We start from the raw sequence: 14,981 nt of genomic DNA, 5'->3' as shown, positions 1-14,981 counted from the left end.
GACTGGCCTCTCGGGGCTGGTGGGTCTCAGAGCTGGAAGGTGGCGACGGCGGCGGCGGTGTCGGAGGGCCACTCGTTGCCGGCCGCGTTCGGCTCGGGCTGCGGCCAGTCGGCGACCAGGGTGTGCGCCTCGACCAGCTTCAACGGGCCGGCGTACTGGACGTAGTCGATGCGGTCCTGCGGCTCGGGCCGGTCGCCGCGCCGGGTGCGGGTCGGCGACCAGGTGGTGCCCGGGGCCTTCGCCGGGTCGCGGTACTCCTCGCGGAAGGCGTCGGTCAGCCCGGCGGCCTCCAGGGCGACGGTGACCGGCCAGTCCAACGGGCCGACCCCACCGTGGGCGGCGGCGGTCGCGGCCGTCCAGTCCAGGTGGGAGGGTGAGGAGAGCGCACCGGCCAGCACGACCGGGACGTGCCGGGCGATGTCCGCGCCCACGGCCGCCGCGAGCGCCCTGGCCTGCTTCAGCCGCAGCGAGCCGTTCTCGGCGGCCTCGGTCTGGGCGGCGGTCCGGCCGTCCTGGACGGCGTACGGGCCGTAGCCCGCCTCGTCCAGGTGCGCGGCCCAGAAGCGGACGCTGCGGCCGCCGGGCAGTTGGAGGGTGGCCGCGGCGGCGGGCAGGTCGGCGGTCGGCGCCGTGACGTCCGCGAGCGGGTGGCGGCTGAGGATGCCGACGCTGCCCGGGCTCTGGTAGGCGTACCAGCCGAGGGCGTCGGCCAGGGCCTTGGCCCGCTCCCCTGCCGTCTCCTGGAGGGCGAGCACGTCCAGGCCCTGGGCGAGGACCACGCGCAACTGCTTCTCCAGCGCGTCGGTGTAGGCCGCGCCCGCGTCGTGCAGGTTCCAGCTGGCCGCCTTGAGGCGGGGCCGGTCGGCCGGGTCGACGACGGGGACCAGGACGGTGACGGTGTCGGTGGCGCCCGCGCTGTCCTTGACGCCGACGACGACCGGCTCGGGGTTGCGGCCGGGGGCGGCGGGGGCGGTGCCGGTGAGCGTGCCGTCGGCGCCCACCGAGGCCCAGGCCGGGCCGCCGAGCTTGCGGAAGACGGCGGAGCCGGGCGAGTTGCCGGCCGGGCGGGACCAGAGGCCGCCGAGCCTGATCCGCACGGCGGCGCCCGGGGCGACGGGCGTGGCGGTGAGGGAGTCGACAGCGGCGTGCGGGCGGACGACGGCGGGCTTGGGGCGGAAGTCGAACGGGGCGGTCCGGGCCAGGATGCCGTAGCCGTCCTTGGCGAGCAGATAGGCGGTGTACGGGCCGCCGGTCAGCGCGGAGGTGTCGAGCTGGACGTCCCCGGAGGCGCCCGGGGTGTACTTCCACAGGAGCGAGGAGCCGGTACCGGGTTGGCGGCTGCCGTCGTAGATGCCGACCCAGTTCTTGGCGTCGGGGGCGTCGGTGGTCCAGTGGAAGGTCAGCCGGTCGCCTTCGGTGGGGCTGGTGGGGGTGGATGAGGTGATGGTCAGGGCGCTGCCTGCGGCCACGGTTGTCCTGTCCGCCGGCCGGGCCCCGGTCCGCCGGGGGGACGGTTCGCCGGGGTCGGGTACGGCTGGTCACGGAGGCTGGGAGAAGGAGGGCGCCACAGTTGGCTGTACAACTGTGGGCGGGCTCATTCATCCGAAGGCCAGCGACCTGCGCGTGAACGTCGCATGACGGAGCGTCGGGCGGTTCGGGAACTTCGTCAGGCGGGCGGAGCGGGCGGGGCTGGGCGGGGCGAGCGAGACGGCCGAGGCAGGCGGGCGGGTGTGTGGCTGTGCGGCGAGGCGGGCGGGTACGCGGCGAGGGCCGCGCCGGGTGATCCGTCGCGGCCCTCGTGTGCGTGTGCCCGGCGTCGCGCGCCGGCCCGTGGGTGCGTACCGGCCGTCAGGCCAGGGCGAGGAACAGCTTCTCCAGCTCCGCCTCGCTCATCGGCGGGGTGTCCTCGCCGGCGGCGGCCATGCACTGGCGCATGCCGCTGGCGACGATCTTGAACCCGGCCCGGTCCAGGGCGCGCGAGACGGCGGCGAGCTGGGTGACCACGTCCTTGCAGTCCCGGCCCGCCTCGATCATCGCGATGACTCCGGCCAACTGGCCCTGGGCGCGACGCAGCCGGTTCAGGACCGCGCCGACCGATTCCTCGTCCACCTGCATGTCGGGGCCGCCTTTCACATCGACTGTCGATGTGCAACTGTACCCGGTGGGGTATTCATTCCCGGGCGGCCTCAGCGCCGGGCCAGGCGGCGCTCCCCGCCCGCACCGGTCGCGTACGGGATCTCGTAGTGCGCGAACACGGCGGGCTCGTCCCCGGCGGGCAGGACGTCGTCGGTGCCGATCGCCGGGGCGTCCTTGACCTGGCTCTTCGGGTACGCCACCCGAACGTAGTCCGGTCCGACGACCGCGCCCTCCAGCGGGACGAACACCAGACGGCGGCGAGCGGCGAAACCCACCGTGACGGTGGCGAAGAACGGCTCGTCACTGGCCGTCTCCACGTAGACCGACTCCAGCGTGCCGACGCGGTGGTTCTTCTGGTCGACCACGGCATGGCCGCGCCACTCGCGGATGTCTGCCATTGCGATTCCCACGGCCCGGACCTCCCGTCGCCGGATGCACCGCCCGCTCACTGCCCCGGGGCTTCCATCCTGCGCCCGGACGGGCGGGGGCGCTCGGTGAGCCCCCGGGGCGCACGGTGAGACGAAAGGGACCTACGGGGGCGGCCCGGCCAACCGCCACCGGGGCGTTGACCTGGGCTTTCAGGCTGTCCGCCGGCAGGGGCGCGAGAAGTCGGCGGGGTCGACTTCCTGCGCGGCGACGGAAATCCTTCGCCCCCGGATCGGCGCTGCCGTAGGGTGCGCGGGTCGTGGCGGGTGGAGAGGGGTCGGGAACGTGGCACCCAGGGCAGGGGTGCGGGAGCGGTTGGCGGGTGCGGCGCGGGCCGCACTGGGCGGTGGGCGGCGGCTGGCGGCCGCCGAGCGGGTCGCGGGCGGGAGCAAGAAGGGCGTGTACCGCCTGGTGATGGACGATGCCACGACGGCGATCGCCTATCTCTGGGAGGACGCCGAGAACTACTGGCCGGCGGCCGAGGGCGACGACGACCTCAGCGACCCGTTCTCGCCCGGGCTCGGGCTGGACCTGTTCGAAGCCGCGCACGCGCGGCCCCGTGGCGGCCGACGGGCTGGACGAGGACCGGCTCGCCCTCTACCTGCTCGCCCAGCGCCTGTCGTTGACCGCGGGGCCGCTGCGGCTGCTCGACGGGGACTTCCCCGACCGGGCTGCCATGGCCGCCATCGCCGAGCACAACCTCCGGCAGGCGCTGGACCTTTCCTGACACAGGACTGACGCGGCGTCCGGCGGGGACTGGCGGGGTTCACCGAGGCCGCCGAGGTCGGCCAGGTATCCGACGTCGGCGTGATCGGACGGCCGGTTCACGAATCGACAGGCGGGGAAAGCCGGTTGGCACGCGATTCGCCGGATCGTGGGCGAATCGAGCGGCGGGGCGGGAATTCCCGCTCCGGGTACGCATCGTGGGCCCGGTCCCGGAGCGGGGCCGCCCGAGGGTCAGAGGCCGACCTGGATCTCGGCGCGGTGGCGGATGTACTCGTCGGGGTGCGTGCGGGCGATGGCGACCGCCGCCTCCATCAGGCCGTGCAGCTCCGCGGGGTAGGCGCGCCGCACGAGCGGGAGACCGGGGAGGATGCACCGGCGGACGTCCAGGTCCTCGTTGGCGACGAACTCCCGCAGCGCGGTCTCGTACCAGGTGTCCCGGACGCTCGCGCCCTCGTCGGCGGCGGCGCCGTTGCGGCCGTCGCCGACCGACAGGGCCGTCCAGTACCAGGCCCGGGCGGCGCCGGCGCGCTCCGGGTTGGTGCCGGTGCGCAGGTAGCCGAGCAGGGCGAGCCGGACCCGGCGCTGCCCGAAGGCGAGCAGGGCGGGCTCGACGAAGCGCCGGTTGAAGCTCGGGTTGGGGTCGTGGACCGCCGCCTCCACCAGCGCCTCGAAGTACTCCTCGGGCAGGTCGGACCGCCCGGAGAGTGCCTTGTGGACCTCCCAGCGGGCCGCACTCTGGTAGTCGGGCCCGGGTGCGACCTCGGTCCCGATCAGGCGGAGCAGGCGCGCGAGCCGAAGGTCGAACGCCTGCGATTGGTCCGCCGTACGCCCGGGCAACGGCTGGAGAATCCGCACCTCGCCGGCCGTGTCCTTGGTTTCCACGAACATCCTCCTCATTCTGAGTCATCGGCAGACTACTCGCTGATACACCAGTTCGGAGGGTGTTTTCGGCCAGGCCCGGGGCCCGATCCGTTTCTGCTGCGGAAATATGACGAACACTCAGCAGGAAATCGGTTCACCCGGCGCGATTACTCAGGACGGACGGCCGGGCGGGACCAGGCCGGACTGGTAGGCGATCGCGACCAGTTGGGCGCGGTCGCGGGCGTCGAGCTTGGCCATCGCCCGGTGCACATGGGTGCGGACGGTGAACGGGCTGACGAACATCCGCTCGGCGATCTCCTCGTTGGTGAGCCCGGTGGCGGCCATCGACATCACCTCGCGCTCGCGGGCGGTGAGGACGGAGAGCCGTTTGCTCGCCGGGCCGGCGGCCGTGGAATCGGGCTGGGCCAGGAGCTGGTCGATCACGGCCCGGGTGGCGGCGGGCGAGAGCAGGGGGTCGCCGGCCGCGACGGTGCGGACGGCGGCGAGCAGTTCCTTCGGGTCCGCGCCCTTGCCGAGGAAGCCGCCGGCGCCGGCGCGCAGCGCCTGGGCCACGTACTCGTCGATCTCGAAGGTGGTGAGGATGAGCACCCGGGTGCCGGACAGCTCCTCGTCGCCGCAGATCTCGGCGGTGGCGCCGAGGCCGTCGGCGCCGGGCATCCGGATGTCCATCAGGACGATGTCGGGCCTGGTGGCGCGGGCGAGCTCGACGGCTTGACGGCCGTCGGCGGCCTCGCCGACCACCTCCATGTCCTCCTCCGCGTCGATCAGCAGGCGGAAGGCGCCGCGCAGCAGGGCCTGGTCGTCGGCGAGCAGTACCCGGATGGTCATGCGTGCTCCCTGTCCTCTCGAACGGCGCGATCTTGTCCCTCGGCCTCGTCCCGGCCGGTGTCCTGAACAGTGTTCCGGCCGGTGTGCCGGCCGCCGGTCCGCTGGCCGCCGGCGAGGGCCTCGTGTACCGGGCCGTCGTCGCGGGCGCCGGTGCGCAGGGGCAGCTCGGCGGTGACCAGGAAGCCGCCGTCGGGCCGTGGGTCGGCGGCGAGCCGGCCGCCCACCGCGCCGGCCCGCTCGCGCATGCCGATCAGGCCGAATCCGCTCTCGCCGGGGGCGGGCTGGGGCAGCAGCGCGGCGCGGGGGCGGCCGGTCGCGGTCGGGCGGCCGTTGGCGACGCTGACCGCGACGCGGCTTTCGCTGTAGGCGAGGGTGACTTCGGCGTCGGCGCCGTGGGCGTGCTTGGCGACGTTGGTCAGCGACTCCTGGACGATCCGGAAGGCGGTGAGGTCGACGCCGGGCGAGAGCGGGCGGGCCTCGCCCCGGACGGTGAGCCGGACCGCCAGCCCGGCCCGTTCGAAGGAGCCGATCAGCTCGGGCAGCCGGTCCAGGCCCGGGGTGGGTTCGAGCGGGGCCGGCTCCTCGGCGCGGCGCAGCAGGCCGACGGTGGCGCGCAGCTCCTGCAGGGCGGAGCCGGTGGCGTCGGTGATGTGGCTGAGCACTTCGCGGGCCTGGACGGGGTGGCTGTCCATGAGGTGGACGGCGATGCCGGCCTGGGCGTTGGCGAGGGCGATGTGGTGGGCGACGACGTCGTGCAGGTCGCGGGCGATCCGGATCCGTTCGTCGGCGACCCGGCGGCGGGCCTCCTCCTCGCGGGTGCGTTCGGCGCGTTCGGCGCGCTCCTCGATGGCCGCGAGGTGGGCGCGGCGGTTGCGGATGGAGTCGCCGAGGGCGCCGGGCAGCAGGGCCCAGGCGAGGACGCCGAGCCGTTCGCCGATGGACCCGCCGGTGTCGACGGTCAGCGCGATCCCGGTGAGCAGGACGGCGCTGAGGATGGAGGCGCGCAGCGCGGTGGAGCGGTCGGTGCGAACGGCGAGGAAGTAGAGGGCGCAGAGCAGCGGGGCGGCCAGGGCGATGGTCAGCCGGGGGCTGGTGAGCGCGAGCAGGACGGTGCAGCCCAGGGTGACGGCGGTGACCGAGCGCGGGTGGCGGCGGTGGCCGAACACGGCGAGGGCGGAGACCAGCCCGAGGAGGCCGGAGACCGGCTCCGGGCTGCTGACGTGACCGGTCTGGTCGATCGTGGCGCCGACTCCGACGATCGAGATCAGGACGGCGCCCCCGATCACGTCCAGTCGTCGGGGATGGTTCCGGCGCATGCGTTGCCAGGTGGTGGTCATGGTGCTGGTCTCCGGGTCCGCGAGTCAGGGGCCGTCAGCGCGAGCGGCGACGGCCCCTGACTGCAACGGTAGTCGGTGGGGGGTGGATCGGGGCCCGGCTACAAGGTGACGGACTCCCGGGCCAGGGCCGCTTCGGTGGCGGGCGTGTGCAGCTTGCTGCCCTCGACGTCCACCTCCGGTATGAGGTGGTTCAGCCAGCGCGGCAGCCACCAGGCGCGACGACCGAGCAGGGCGAGGACGGCCGGGACGATGGCCATCCGGACCACGAAGGCGTCGAAGGCGACGGCCGCGGCGAGACCCAGGCCCATCATCTTGATCATCGGCTCGCTCATCCCGATGAAGCCCGCGAAGACGGCGATCATGATGAAGGCGGCGGCGGTGACCACCCGGGCGTTGTGCCGGAAGCCGGTGACGATCGCCTCGCCGGGCTGCTCGCCGTGGACGTAGCCCTCGCGGATCCGGGTGACCAGGAACACCTCGTAGTCCATGGCGAGGCCGAAGACCACGCCGATCATGAAGATCGGCATCATGCTCATGACCGGGCCGGTCTGCTCCACGCCGATCAGGTCGGCCAGCCAGCCCCACTGGAAGACCGCGACCACCGCACCGAGCGCGGCGGCCACCGAGAGCAGGAAGCCGAGCGCCGCCTTCAGCGGGACGAGCACGGAGCGGAAGACTGCCAGCAGCAGCAGGACGGCGAGGCCGACGACCAGGGCGAGGTAGGGCAGCAGCGCGTCCGTCAGCTTCTGCGAGACGTCGATGTTCATCGCCGTCGTGCCGCTGACCAGGACCGTCGCCCCGGTGGCCGACTTCAGGCCGGCCGCGTCGCCGCGGATGGCGTGCACGATGTCCTTGGTCTCGGCCTCGCTCGGGCCCGTCGCCGGGATCGCGTTGAGCAGGGCCGTGTCGCCCGCCTTGTTGAACATCGGTGGCGTCACGGTGACGACGCCGGGCAGGCCGGAGACCTTCCTGGCCACCTCGTTCGCGGCGGCCTTCGGGTCGGTGACGCCCTTGGCGTCCACCAGGACGGTCAGCGGGCCGTTGAAGCCGGGGCCGAAGCCCTCCGAGAGCAGGTCGTAGGCGCGGCGCTGGGTGGTGGAGGTCGGCTTGGCCTCGTCGCCGGGCAGGCCGAGCCGCAGGTCGAGCGCGGGGGCCGCGAGCACGCCGAGGCCGATCACGCCGCCGAGCAGCACTGCAAGTGGGCGGCGCAGCACGAACCGGGCCCAGCGGGCGCCGCCGTTCTCCTTCGACGCCGCCCGGGAGTCGCCGCCGCGGGCCTTGCGGACCTTGCGCGGCAACACCTTGCGGCCGAGGAAGCCGAGCAGCGCGGGGACCAGGGTGAGCGCGACGAGCACGGCAAGGACGACCGTACCGGCGGCGGCCAGGCCCATCTTGGCCAGGATCGGGATGCCGACCACGGAGAGCCCGGCGAGCGCGATCACCACGGTGAGCCCGGCGAACACCACCGCGGACCCGGCGGTGCCGACGGCCCGGCCGGCCGCCTCCTCGGGCGTGCGGCCCTCGGTGAGCTCGGCCCGGTAGCGGGAGACGATGAACACCGCGTAGTCGATGCCGACCGCGAGGCCGAGCATCATGGCGAGCGTGCCGGTGGTGCTCGACAGGCCGAGCGTGCTGCCCAGCGCGGTGATCAGCGCCATGCCGAGGCCGACGCCGACGACCGCCGTGAGCAGCGGCAGGCCGGCCGCGACCAACGACCCGAAGGTGATCACCAGGACGACGGCGGACAGCGCCATGCCGATCGCCTCGCTGCTGCCGTCCGCCTGTGCCCTGGCCATCAGCGCGTTGCCGCCGATCTCGACCTTGAGCCCGGCGTCCCGGCCGTGCTGGGCGGCGTGCTCCAGCGCGTCGGTGGCGCCCTTGGACAGCTCGCCCGCCTTGGCGGAGTAGCTGACCGTCGCGTACGCGGTGGTGCCGTCCTTGGAGACGGCGCCGACCTTGAACGGGCTGACCGCTCCGGTGACCTGATCGGCGTGGGCCAGCTCGTCGACCGTGCGCTCGACCGCCTGCTGGTTGGGCCCGGCGGTGATCTTCTGACCGGAGGGGGCGACGAACACCAGCCGGGCCGAGGCGCCGTCGGCGTGGCCGCCGGGGAAGCGCTCGTTCATCAGGTCGAAGGCCTTCTGCGCCTCCGTGCCTGGCATCGCGAGGCCGTCGTCGGGTGCGGCGGGCGCCTTGGCCGCCAGGACTCCGCCGACCGCCAGCACGGCGACCCAGAGCAAGGTCACCAGCCGGCGTCGGACGAAGGCCCATCGGCCCAGGCGGTAGAGGAACGTGGCCACGGGGGAGCGGACTCCTTCGGATGCGGTTCTCGGAGACAGGGCGCCGCGGCGGGCCGAACGTCCTCGTGGACGCCGGGCGCCCCCATGGGCGCGGTCCGCCGCAGCATGACCAATCGTTGGTCGCCGACCCCTGCTCCGTCGTCGTCCCTGCGCAGGCCGTTTGCCTACTGCGGACGCAGTACGGGCCTCCCCCGTACGGAGGAGCGCACGCCCTGCGTCGGGAGTAGCCCTCCTACCTGCGGCGGAAGCCTCCGGGTCACCCGTGCGGACGGCGACGACGGGCCGGGCCCCGGCCGGGCGAAGTAGCGTGATGTGCCTGACCCGACCGCTTTTCCTGCGGTTCGGGAGGATCCGACCCGATCGGTGCTGCCCACCGCAGCCCGCCGCCGGAGGTGCCCCATGGGCGTTCCAGCCGCCCGCATCGTGTTCGACGAGAGCGACCGCGCGGCCGTCGCCGAGGCGGTGACCGAGATGCTCACCACCGGTGCCCTCACCCTCGGCCCGTGGACCGAGCGCTTCGAGCAGGCCTTCGCCGCCGAGCACGGTGCCTCGCACGCCGTCGCGGTGAGCAGCGGCACGGCGGCGCTGGAGGTGATCCTGCGCACCGTCGACGTCCGGGGCCTCGACGTGGTCGTGCCCGCCGTCACGTTCTACGCGACGGCCGGCGCGGTGGTCCACGCGGGCGGGCGCCCGGTGTTCGCCGACGTCGACCCGGCCACCCTCGCGCTCTCCCCCGAGACCCTCGCGGCGGCGCTCACCCCGGACACCGCCGCGGTCGTCCTGGTGCACATCGGCGGACTGGTCACCCCGCAGGCCGAGGCCCTGCGCGCGCTCTGCGACCAGCGCGGCATCCCGCTGATCGAGGACGCCGCGCACGCCCACGGCAGCAGCCTGAACGGTCGCGCCGCCGGGACCTTCGGCCTGGCCGGGGCCTTCTCCTTCTACCCGACCAAGGTCACCACCAGCGGCGAGGGCGGCATGATCCTCACCGAGTCGCCGGAGCTGCGCGACGAGGCCCGGATCTACCGCGACCAGGGCAAGGGCTCCTTCACCACCAACCACCACGTCCTGCTCGGCTACTCCTGGCGGATGAGCGAGCTCCACGCGGCCGTCGGCGCGGTGCACCTGCGCCGGCTCAAGGAGTTCATCGAGACCCGCCGGGCCGTCGCCCGCCGCTACGACGAGGCGCTGGCCGGGCTCGACGGCCTGGAGCCGGTGCTCGAACCGCCGGGCTGCCGCGGCAACTACTACAAGTACGTGGCGCTGCTGCCGCCCGGGACGGACCGCGCCGCGTTCAAGCGCGCGGTCGCCGAGGAGTTCGGCGTGCGGCTGTCCGGCGAGGTGTACGACCTGCCGCTGCACCTGCAGCCCGTGCTCGCCCCGTACCGGCGCAGGCCGCTGCCGGTGGCCGAGGACGTCTGCGCCCGCCAGATCTGCCTTCCGGTGCACTCCGACATGACGGAGGACGAGACGGAGCAGGTCGTCGAGGCCGTCACGGCGGTGCTCCGGCGGTCGGCCGGATAGCCGGGACAGCAGCAGGAAACGCCAACACGGACCCGCCGGAAAGAGAGCGAAGGGAGCAAGAACGTGCGGATAGCCGTCACCGGGGGGTGCGGATTCATCGGCTCACACGTCGTGGACCACCTGATCGCCGCCGGCCACGACGTCCTCGCGGTGGACACCACCGACAAGTACCTCAACCCCAACGCCGAACACGCGCGGATCGACGTCCTCGACCTGAAGGCGCTCACCTCCGCGCTGGCGGGCAGCGAAGTGGTCTACCACCTCGCCGCGATGGCCGACGTCGAACAGGTCTCCGCCGACCCGGTCCGGGCCGTACGGACCAACATCGACGGCACCGAGGCCGTCCTGGAGGCCGCCCGGCGCAGCGGCCTCAGCCGGACCGTCCTGGCGAGCACCGTCTGGGTCTACGGCGCCGCCCTCGCTGGTGAGCAACTCGGCGGCGAGGAACAGGAGTTGGACGAACACGTCCCGATCGAGCTGGAACACAGCGGCCACCTGTACGTGGCCACCAAGCTCGCCGCCGAGATGCTGGTGCACAGCTACCGCGAGCTGTACGGGCAGCACTTCACCATCCTGCGCTACGGCATCCCGTACGGGCCCCGGATGCGCGACGAACTCGTCGTCGCCCGGTTCGTCCAGGCCGCGCTGGCCGGCCGGCCGATCACCATCGCCGGCGACGGCCGGCAGAGCCGCAACTTCGTCTACGTCGAGGACCTCGCCGACGCCCACGTCCGGGCCCTGTCCCCCGCCGCCGAGGACCAGACCTTCGCCCTGGAGGGCTCGACGGCCGTCTCGGTGCGCGACATCGCCGACACCGTCGACGGCCTGCTCGGGCCCGTCACCATCGAGCACATCGACGGCCGCAAGGCCGACTACGCGGGACGGCGGATCTCCTCGGCCCAGGCGAAGCGGCTGCTGGGCTGGTCACCGCGGACCAACTTCGCGGAGGGCGTGCGGCGGTACGCGGACTGGTACCGGGCCACCACCGCCGCCTCCGCCACCACCTGACCGGGGCCGCCCGATGCCGCACGCCCTGCTGGTCTCCGGCTCGCTCGGCCAGGGCCACGACGTCATGGCCCAGGCCTGCGCCGACACCCTGCGGGAACTCGGCTGGACCACCAGCACCGTCGACGCGATGGCCCTGCTCGGCGAACGCTCGGGCGCGGCCGGGGAAGCGGTCTTCCGCCGGCTGCTCGACCTGCCCGGGGTGTACGACGCCTTCCACTTCTCGGCGCTGCGCCCGGGCGCACGGATCGCCCTGCTCGCCGACGCGGCGGCCCGCACCCGGCTCGTCCCCGCGCTGCGCAAGCTGGTCGAGGCGCAGCGACCGCAGCTGGTGGTCTCGGTGTTCGCCACCGCCACCTCGGCGGTCAACCGCCTGCAGGAGTGGGGACAGGGGCGGGAGTTCCGGCACTTCGTGTTCTGCACGGACGTCACACCGCACCGGCTCTGGGTGCAGGAAGGAACGGACCTGTTCCTGGTCACCTCGGAGGTCGCGGCCTGCGCGGTGCGGCGCTACCGGCCGGACGCCGACATCGCCGTCGTGCCCGCGCCGCTGCGCCGGCCGTTCTACCGGCCGCCGGGGCGGGCCGAGGCGCGCGGCGAACTGGCCGTGCCGCCCGACGCCCGCTGCGTGCTGCTGATGTCGGGCTCCTGGGGGCTCGGGCCGCTCGCCCGCACCGCCGCCTCGCTCGCCGCCGCCGGGCCGCACGTGCTCGCCGTGGCCGGACGAAACCGGGAGCTGGAACGCCGCCTGCGCGCCGCCGCACGCTGCCGGCCCCGACTGCACCCCTTCGGCTACACCGACCGGATCCCCACCCTCATGGCCGCCGCCGACCTGGTCGTCACCAGCTCCGGCGACACCTGCAGCGAGGCCCGTGCGCTCGGCCGACGGCTGCTGCTCCTCGACGTGGTCCAGGGGCACGGGCGCGACAACCTCCAGCACGAGCTCGAACTGGGCCACGCCGACGTCTCCTCCGCCCGCCCGGCCGAGGTCGTCCGCAACGCCCTCGCGGCGCTGAAGCGCCCCTCCCCCGCCCCCTCGCCCGGCGCCACGCCGGAGGGCTGGCAGAGCGGGTTCGGGGCGGCGCTGCGGCGGGTGGGGCTGGGCTGACGTCCGTCGGGCCCTACGGAGGCGGCACCGCGTGGTCGCGGAGGGGGCCGAGCGTGAGGTGGCGGGTGCGGCAGTGCCCGGCGATCAGCGGGAGGGCGGCGACGGTGGCGCGCCAGGAGCCGGGGGCGGAGGTGCAGTCGGAGTCGTGGAGGAGGAGGGTGGCGCCGGCGGTGAGGCCGGGACGGGCGGTCGCGTAGACGGAGGCGCCGGTGGCCTCCGCCGTCCAGTCGCGTCCCCAGGCGGTCCACAGCACGCTGCGCAGGCCGAGGCGGCGGGCGGCCAGGGCCGGGCCCGCGGCCAGGACGCCGTACGGCGGGCGGTACCAGAGCGGGCGGGCGCCGCACAGCTCGGTGACCGCCTCGGTGGCGCGGCGCAGTTCGCGCAGGTCGCGGGCGGGCGCCGGGTACCACTGCGGCCGGTGGTACCAGCCGTGGACGGCGACCTCGTGGCCGCGCCGGACCACCTCGCGGCCGAGCGTGGGGGCGCGTTCCAGCATCGAGCCGAGCAGGAAGAAGGTGGCGCGGGCGCCGAGTTCGTCCAGCGCGTCGAGGACGTACGGGGTGCTGCGCGGGTCGGGACCATCGTCGAAGGTCAGGGCGACGTGGCCCGGGGTGGTGCCGCGTCCGGCGGTTCGGCGGGCCAGGGTGCGGCGCAGCGGCGGGAGGCGGACGGCGGCCGGGGCGAGGTGCAGGAACTCCACTGCGGCCGCGGCGGCGAGGGGACGGACGAGGAGGGCCGTGGTGGCGCTGCCCATGCGGTGCTCAGCCGAAGCGGGAGGCCATCCGGCGGAACACGCCGGGCGCGACGCCGTGGATGCGGGCCGGGAAGCCGAGCCAGTGCGGCACGTACAGGCGGTCGCGTTCGGTGGTGATGGTCGCGACCACCGTGTCCGCGACCCGCTCCGCCGAGACGGGGCGCGGCCGCTCGCGCTGGTACGGCGTGCCGCGGCGGTCGAAGAACGGGGTGTCCACCGCCCCCGGGAGCACCAGGCGCACCCCCACCCCGGTGCCGCGCAGCTCGTACCAGAGGCTCTCGGCGAACATCGTCAGCCCGCCCTTGGTCGCCGCGTAGCCCGACTCGTCGCGCACGCCGACCTGGCCGGCCATCGAGCCGAGCAGCACGATCCGGCCGTGCCGGCGCTCCAGCATGCCGGGCAGGAGGAGGCGGACCAGGCGCAGCGGGGCGGCGAGGTTGACCTCGATCATCCGGTCCAGCGTGTCGGAGGGGGTGTCCGCGAACGGGCCGCGCCAGCCGAGGCCGGCGCTCGCGACCAGGGCGTCCACCCGGCCGGCCTCGGCCAGTGCGGCCTCGGCGAGGCGGCGCGGGCCGTCCGGCTTGCTCAGGTCCTCCGGCAGGGCGAGGCCTCCGGTGCGGTCGGCGACCTCGTCGAGGCGGGCCCGGTCGGTGCCGGAGAGCAGGGTGTGCCAGCCGGCCTCGGCCAGTCGGGTGGCGGTGGCGAGGCCGATGCCGGAGGAGGCGCCGGTGACCAGGGCGACGGGGCGCCCGGTCGGCTCCGGCCGCCGGGATCGGGGGTGGGAGTCCGATCGGGGTTCCTCCGCCATCGCGCACCTGCCGCTCTGTGGCCGTGTCGCCGTCCTTTTTGTCCGGCAAGTCACCTTCGCACGGCGGAACCGTCCGGGCTACCGGGGCGGGACGGCCGCCTCCGCCTCGGTGTCCGCATGCCGGGACGACAGCTCGGCCGACCCGCCCTCCAGTTCGCCGAAACGCGAGAGCAGGAAGGTGCCGCCCACCGCCACCGCGAAGCCCGTCAGCGCGCACCACTCGAACCCGGGGCGAGCGGCGTCGCCGAGCGCCATCACCCCGACCAGGGCCGGGCCGAAGGTCTCGGCCACCGTCCCGGCGGCGGTCGCGGCCGTCACCGTGCCGCGCTGCAGGGCCAGCGCGTAGGCGAGGTAGCCGCCGAGGCCGCCGACGGCCAGAGCATAGGCGGCGGGGTCGGCGAGGACCGCGGGCAGGCTGGAGGCGTCCATGACGCGCACGGCGAGGCTGGTCACCCCGAAACCGACCCCGGCCAGCAGGCCCAGCCCGGCCGCGGCCACGGTGCCGTCCCGGCGCACCAGGACGAGGGTGGCGAGCAGCATGACGGCGGTGGCGGCCAGCAGCGACCAGTGGAACGCGGCCGGGGCGTAGTTTCGGCCTTCCTTGCCGGAGCCGAGCGCGAGCAGGGTCAGGCCGACGACCACGGCGAGGATGCCCGCGAGGTCCGCCCGGTGCAGGCGCGCACCCAACAGCCAGACGGCGGCCAGGGCGGTGACGGCCAGGCTGCCGTTGGTGACGGCCTGTACGAGGAAGAGCGGGAGGCTGCGCAGGGCGACGATGCTCAGCACGAAGCCGAGGATGTCCAATAGCGTCCCGGCCACGAACTGCCAGGACCGCGCCAGCGCGGCCAGCAGCCCCGCCCGCACCCGGTCGGCACGCGGGGCCGACCGCGCCCCGCGCGCCTGGAACACCGCCCCGAAACCGAAGCAGACGGTCGCGACCAGCGCGGTGGTGAGTCCCAGCAGCATGCGTCTCCCAGTGTCACGGGGCAGCATCGGTCCACCACCAGTCTCTGCCCGGGGTGGCGGGGGCGCACGGGTGGGGAGACGGGGACGGACGGGGCTGTCGGGTGAAGGCGCGGCGGGGCGGCAGACGGGCGGGACGAAGGGGACCGGCCCGGGGTGGCAGGGGCGCGGCGCGGCGGGGCCG

General features: G+C 74.5%; 14 protein-coding genes. 4 read left to right on the top strand and 10 right to left on the bottom strand.

Annotated elements, in window-relative coordinates; genetic code table 11:
* Window positions 1-26: 26 nt before the first annotated feature.
* The 3 genes from OP86_RS19445 to OP86_RS19435 all read right to left on the bottom strand — a co-directional run bounded on the left by OP86_RS19445 (window position 27) and on the right by OP86_RS19435 (window position 2,534).
* Window positions 27-1,469, bottom strand: a complete 1,443-nt coding sequence (locus tag OP86_RS19445) for an endonuclease/exonuclease/phosphatase family protein (protein WP_033332538.1) — start codon at window positions 1,467-1,469, stop codon at window positions 27-29.
* A 379-nt stretch (window positions 1,470-1,848) separates the two neighbouring features.
* Window positions 1,849-2,115 (bottom strand): metal-sensitive transcriptional regulator, encoded by a 267-nt coding sequence (locus tag OP86_RS19440; protein ID WP_030059842.1) that lies wholly within the window; start codon window positions 2,113-2,115, stop codon window positions 1,849-1,851.
* A gap of 71 nt (window positions 2,116-2,186) precedes the next feature.
* Complete coding sequence (locus OP86_RS19435; protein ID WP_030059843.1) at window positions 2,187-2,534, bottom strand: PRC-barrel domain-containing protein; 348 nt, start codon at window positions 2,532-2,534, stop codon at window positions 2,187-2,189.
* A gap of 587 nt (window positions 2,535-3,121) precedes the next feature.
* On the opposite strand from OP86_RS19435, the gene OP86_RS39200 reads away from it, so the two are divergent.
* Window positions 3,122-3,289, top strand: coding sequence for a hypothetical protein (locus OP86_RS39200; protein WP_425337761.1), 168 nt, complete (start codon window positions 3,122-3,124; stop codon window positions 3,287-3,289).
* A gap of 230 nt (window positions 3,290-3,519) precedes the next feature.
* Here OP86_RS39200 and OP86_RS19430 read toward each other — a convergent pair whose 3' ends face one another.
* From OP86_RS19430 to OP86_RS19415, 4 genes are all read right to left on the bottom strand, one after another.
* On the bottom strand, window positions 3,520-4,176 hold the full coding sequence (locus OP86_RS19430) for a hypothetical protein (RefSeq protein ID WP_245231799.1): 657 nt from the start codon (window positions 4,174-4,176) through the stop codon (window positions 3,520-3,522).
* 144 nt (window positions 4,177-4,320) lie between these two features.
* Window positions 4,321-4,998, bottom strand: coding sequence for a response regulator transcription factor (locus OP86_RS19425; protein ID WP_030059845.1), 678 nt, complete (start codon window positions 4,996-4,998; stop codon window positions 4,321-4,323).
* Complete coding sequence (locus OP86_RS19420) at window positions 4,995-6,335, bottom strand: sensor histidine kinase (RefSeq protein ID WP_063832411.1); 1,341 nt, start codon at window positions 6,333-6,335, stop codon at window positions 4,995-4,997. The genes OP86_RS19425 and OP86_RS19420 overlap by 4 nt, the downstream gene beginning before the upstream one ends.
* A 98-nt stretch (window positions 6,336-6,433) precedes the next feature.
* The gene (locus OP86_RS19415; protein ID WP_033332536.1) at window positions 6,434-8,635 is read right to left on the bottom strand and encodes an MMPL family transporter; all 2,202 of its coding nucleotides are present in this window, start codon (window positions 8,633-8,635) and stop codon (window positions 6,434-6,436) included.
* Window positions 8,636-9,034: 399 nt separating this feature from the next.
* Between OP86_RS19415 and OP86_RS19410 the strand changes: the two genes are divergently transcribed.
* The 3 genes from OP86_RS19410 to OP86_RS19400 all read left to right on the top strand — a co-directional run bounded on the left by OP86_RS19410 (window position 9,035) and on the right by OP86_RS19400 (window position 12,272).
* Window positions 9,035-10,159, top strand: a complete 1,125-nt coding sequence (locus OP86_RS19410; protein WP_030059848.1) for a DegT/DnrJ/EryC1/StrS family aminotransferase — start codon at window positions 9,035-9,037, stop codon at window positions 10,157-10,159.
* Between the two features lie 63 nt (window positions 10,160-10,222).
* Window positions 10,223-11,167, top strand: coding sequence for an NAD-dependent epimerase/dehydratase family protein (locus tag OP86_RS19405; protein WP_033332533.1), 945 nt, complete (start codon window positions 10,223-10,225; stop codon window positions 11,165-11,167).
* A 13-nt stretch (window positions 11,168-11,180) separates the two neighbouring features.
* On the top strand, window positions 11,181-12,272 hold the full coding sequence (locus tag OP86_RS19400; protein WP_030059850.1) for an MGDG synthase family glycosyltransferase: 1,092 nt from the start codon (window positions 11,181-11,183) through the stop codon (window positions 12,270-12,272).
* Between the two features lie 13 nt (window positions 12,273-12,285).
* On the opposite strand, the gene OP86_RS19395 is transcribed toward OP86_RS19400, so the two are convergent.
* From OP86_RS19395 to OP86_RS19385, 3 genes are all read right to left on the bottom strand, one after another.
* Window positions 12,286-13,026 (bottom strand): polysaccharide deacetylase family protein, encoded by a 741-nt coding sequence (locus OP86_RS19395; RefSeq protein WP_078653617.1) that lies wholly within the window; start codon window positions 13,024-13,026, stop codon window positions 12,286-12,288.
* 7 nt (window positions 13,027-13,033) lie between these two features.
* Entirely contained in the window at window positions 13,034-13,834 is an 801-nt protein-coding gene (locus OP86_RS19390; RefSeq protein ID WP_051830282.1) for an SDR family NAD(P)-dependent oxidoreductase, read from the bottom strand.
* 78 nt (window positions 13,835-13,912) lie between these two features.
* The gene (locus OP86_RS19385; RefSeq protein WP_033332529.1) at window positions 13,913-14,800 is read right to left on the bottom strand and encodes a DMT family transporter; all 888 of its coding nucleotides are present in this window, start codon (window positions 14,798-14,800) and stop codon (window positions 13,913-13,915) included.
* Between the last annotated feature and the right edge of the window lie 181 nt (window positions 14,801-14,981).

This window comes from Streptomyces novaecaesareae (assembly GCF_000716875.1).
GTDB classification, from domain to species: Bacteria; Actinomycetota; Actinomycetes; order Streptomycetales; family Streptomycetaceae; genus Kitasatospora; species Kitasatospora novaecaesareae.
Note: the sequence above shows the minus strand (reverse complement) of the source record. Positions and strands in the feature narration are given on the sequence as shown.

What these genes read in the sequence shown, in the direction of transcription:
- OP86_RS19440 (WP_030059842.1), bottom strand. Translation starts at nt 2,115, where the DNA reads ATGCAGGTGGACGAGGAATCGGTCGGCGCGGTCCTGAACCGGCTGCGT.
- OP86_RS19435 (WP_030059843.1), bottom strand. Translation starts at nt 2,534, where the DNA reads ATGGCAGACATCCGCGAGTGGCGCGGCCATGCCGTGGTCGACCAGAAG.
- OP86_RS19430 (WP_245231799.1), bottom strand. Translation starts at nt 4,176, where the DNA reads ATGTTCGTGGAAACCAAGGACACGGCCGGCGAGGTGCGGATTCTCCAG.
- OP86_RS19425 (WP_030059845.1), bottom strand. Translation starts at nt 4,998, where the DNA reads ATGACCATCCGGGTACTGCTCGCCGACGACCAGGCCCTGCTGCGCGGC.
- OP86_RS19420 (WP_063832411.1), bottom strand. Translation starts at nt 6,335, where the DNA reads ATGACCACCACCTGGCAACGCATGCGCCGGAACCATCCCCGACGACTG.
- OP86_RS19410 (WP_030059848.1), top strand. Translation starts at nt 9,035, where the DNA reads ATGGGCGTTCCAGCCGCCCGCATCGTGTTCGACGAGAGCGACCGCGCG.
- OP86_RS19400 (WP_030059850.1), top strand. Translation starts at nt 11,181, where the DNA reads ATGCCGCACGCCCTGCTGGTCTCCGGCTCGCTCGGCCAGGGCCACGAC.
- OP86_RS19395 (WP_078653617.1), bottom strand. Translation starts at nt 13,026, where the DNA reads ATGGGCAGCGCCACCACGGCCCTCCTCGTCCGTCCCCTCGCCGCCGCG.
- OP86_RS19390 (WP_051830282.1), bottom strand. Translation starts at nt 13,834, where the DNA reads ATGGCGGAGGAACCCCGATCGGACTCCCACCCCCGATCCCGGCGGCCG.
- OP86_RS19385 (WP_033332529.1), bottom strand. Translation starts at nt 14,800, where the DNA reads ATGCTGCTGGGACTCACCACCGCGCTGGTCGCGACCGTCTGCTTCGGT.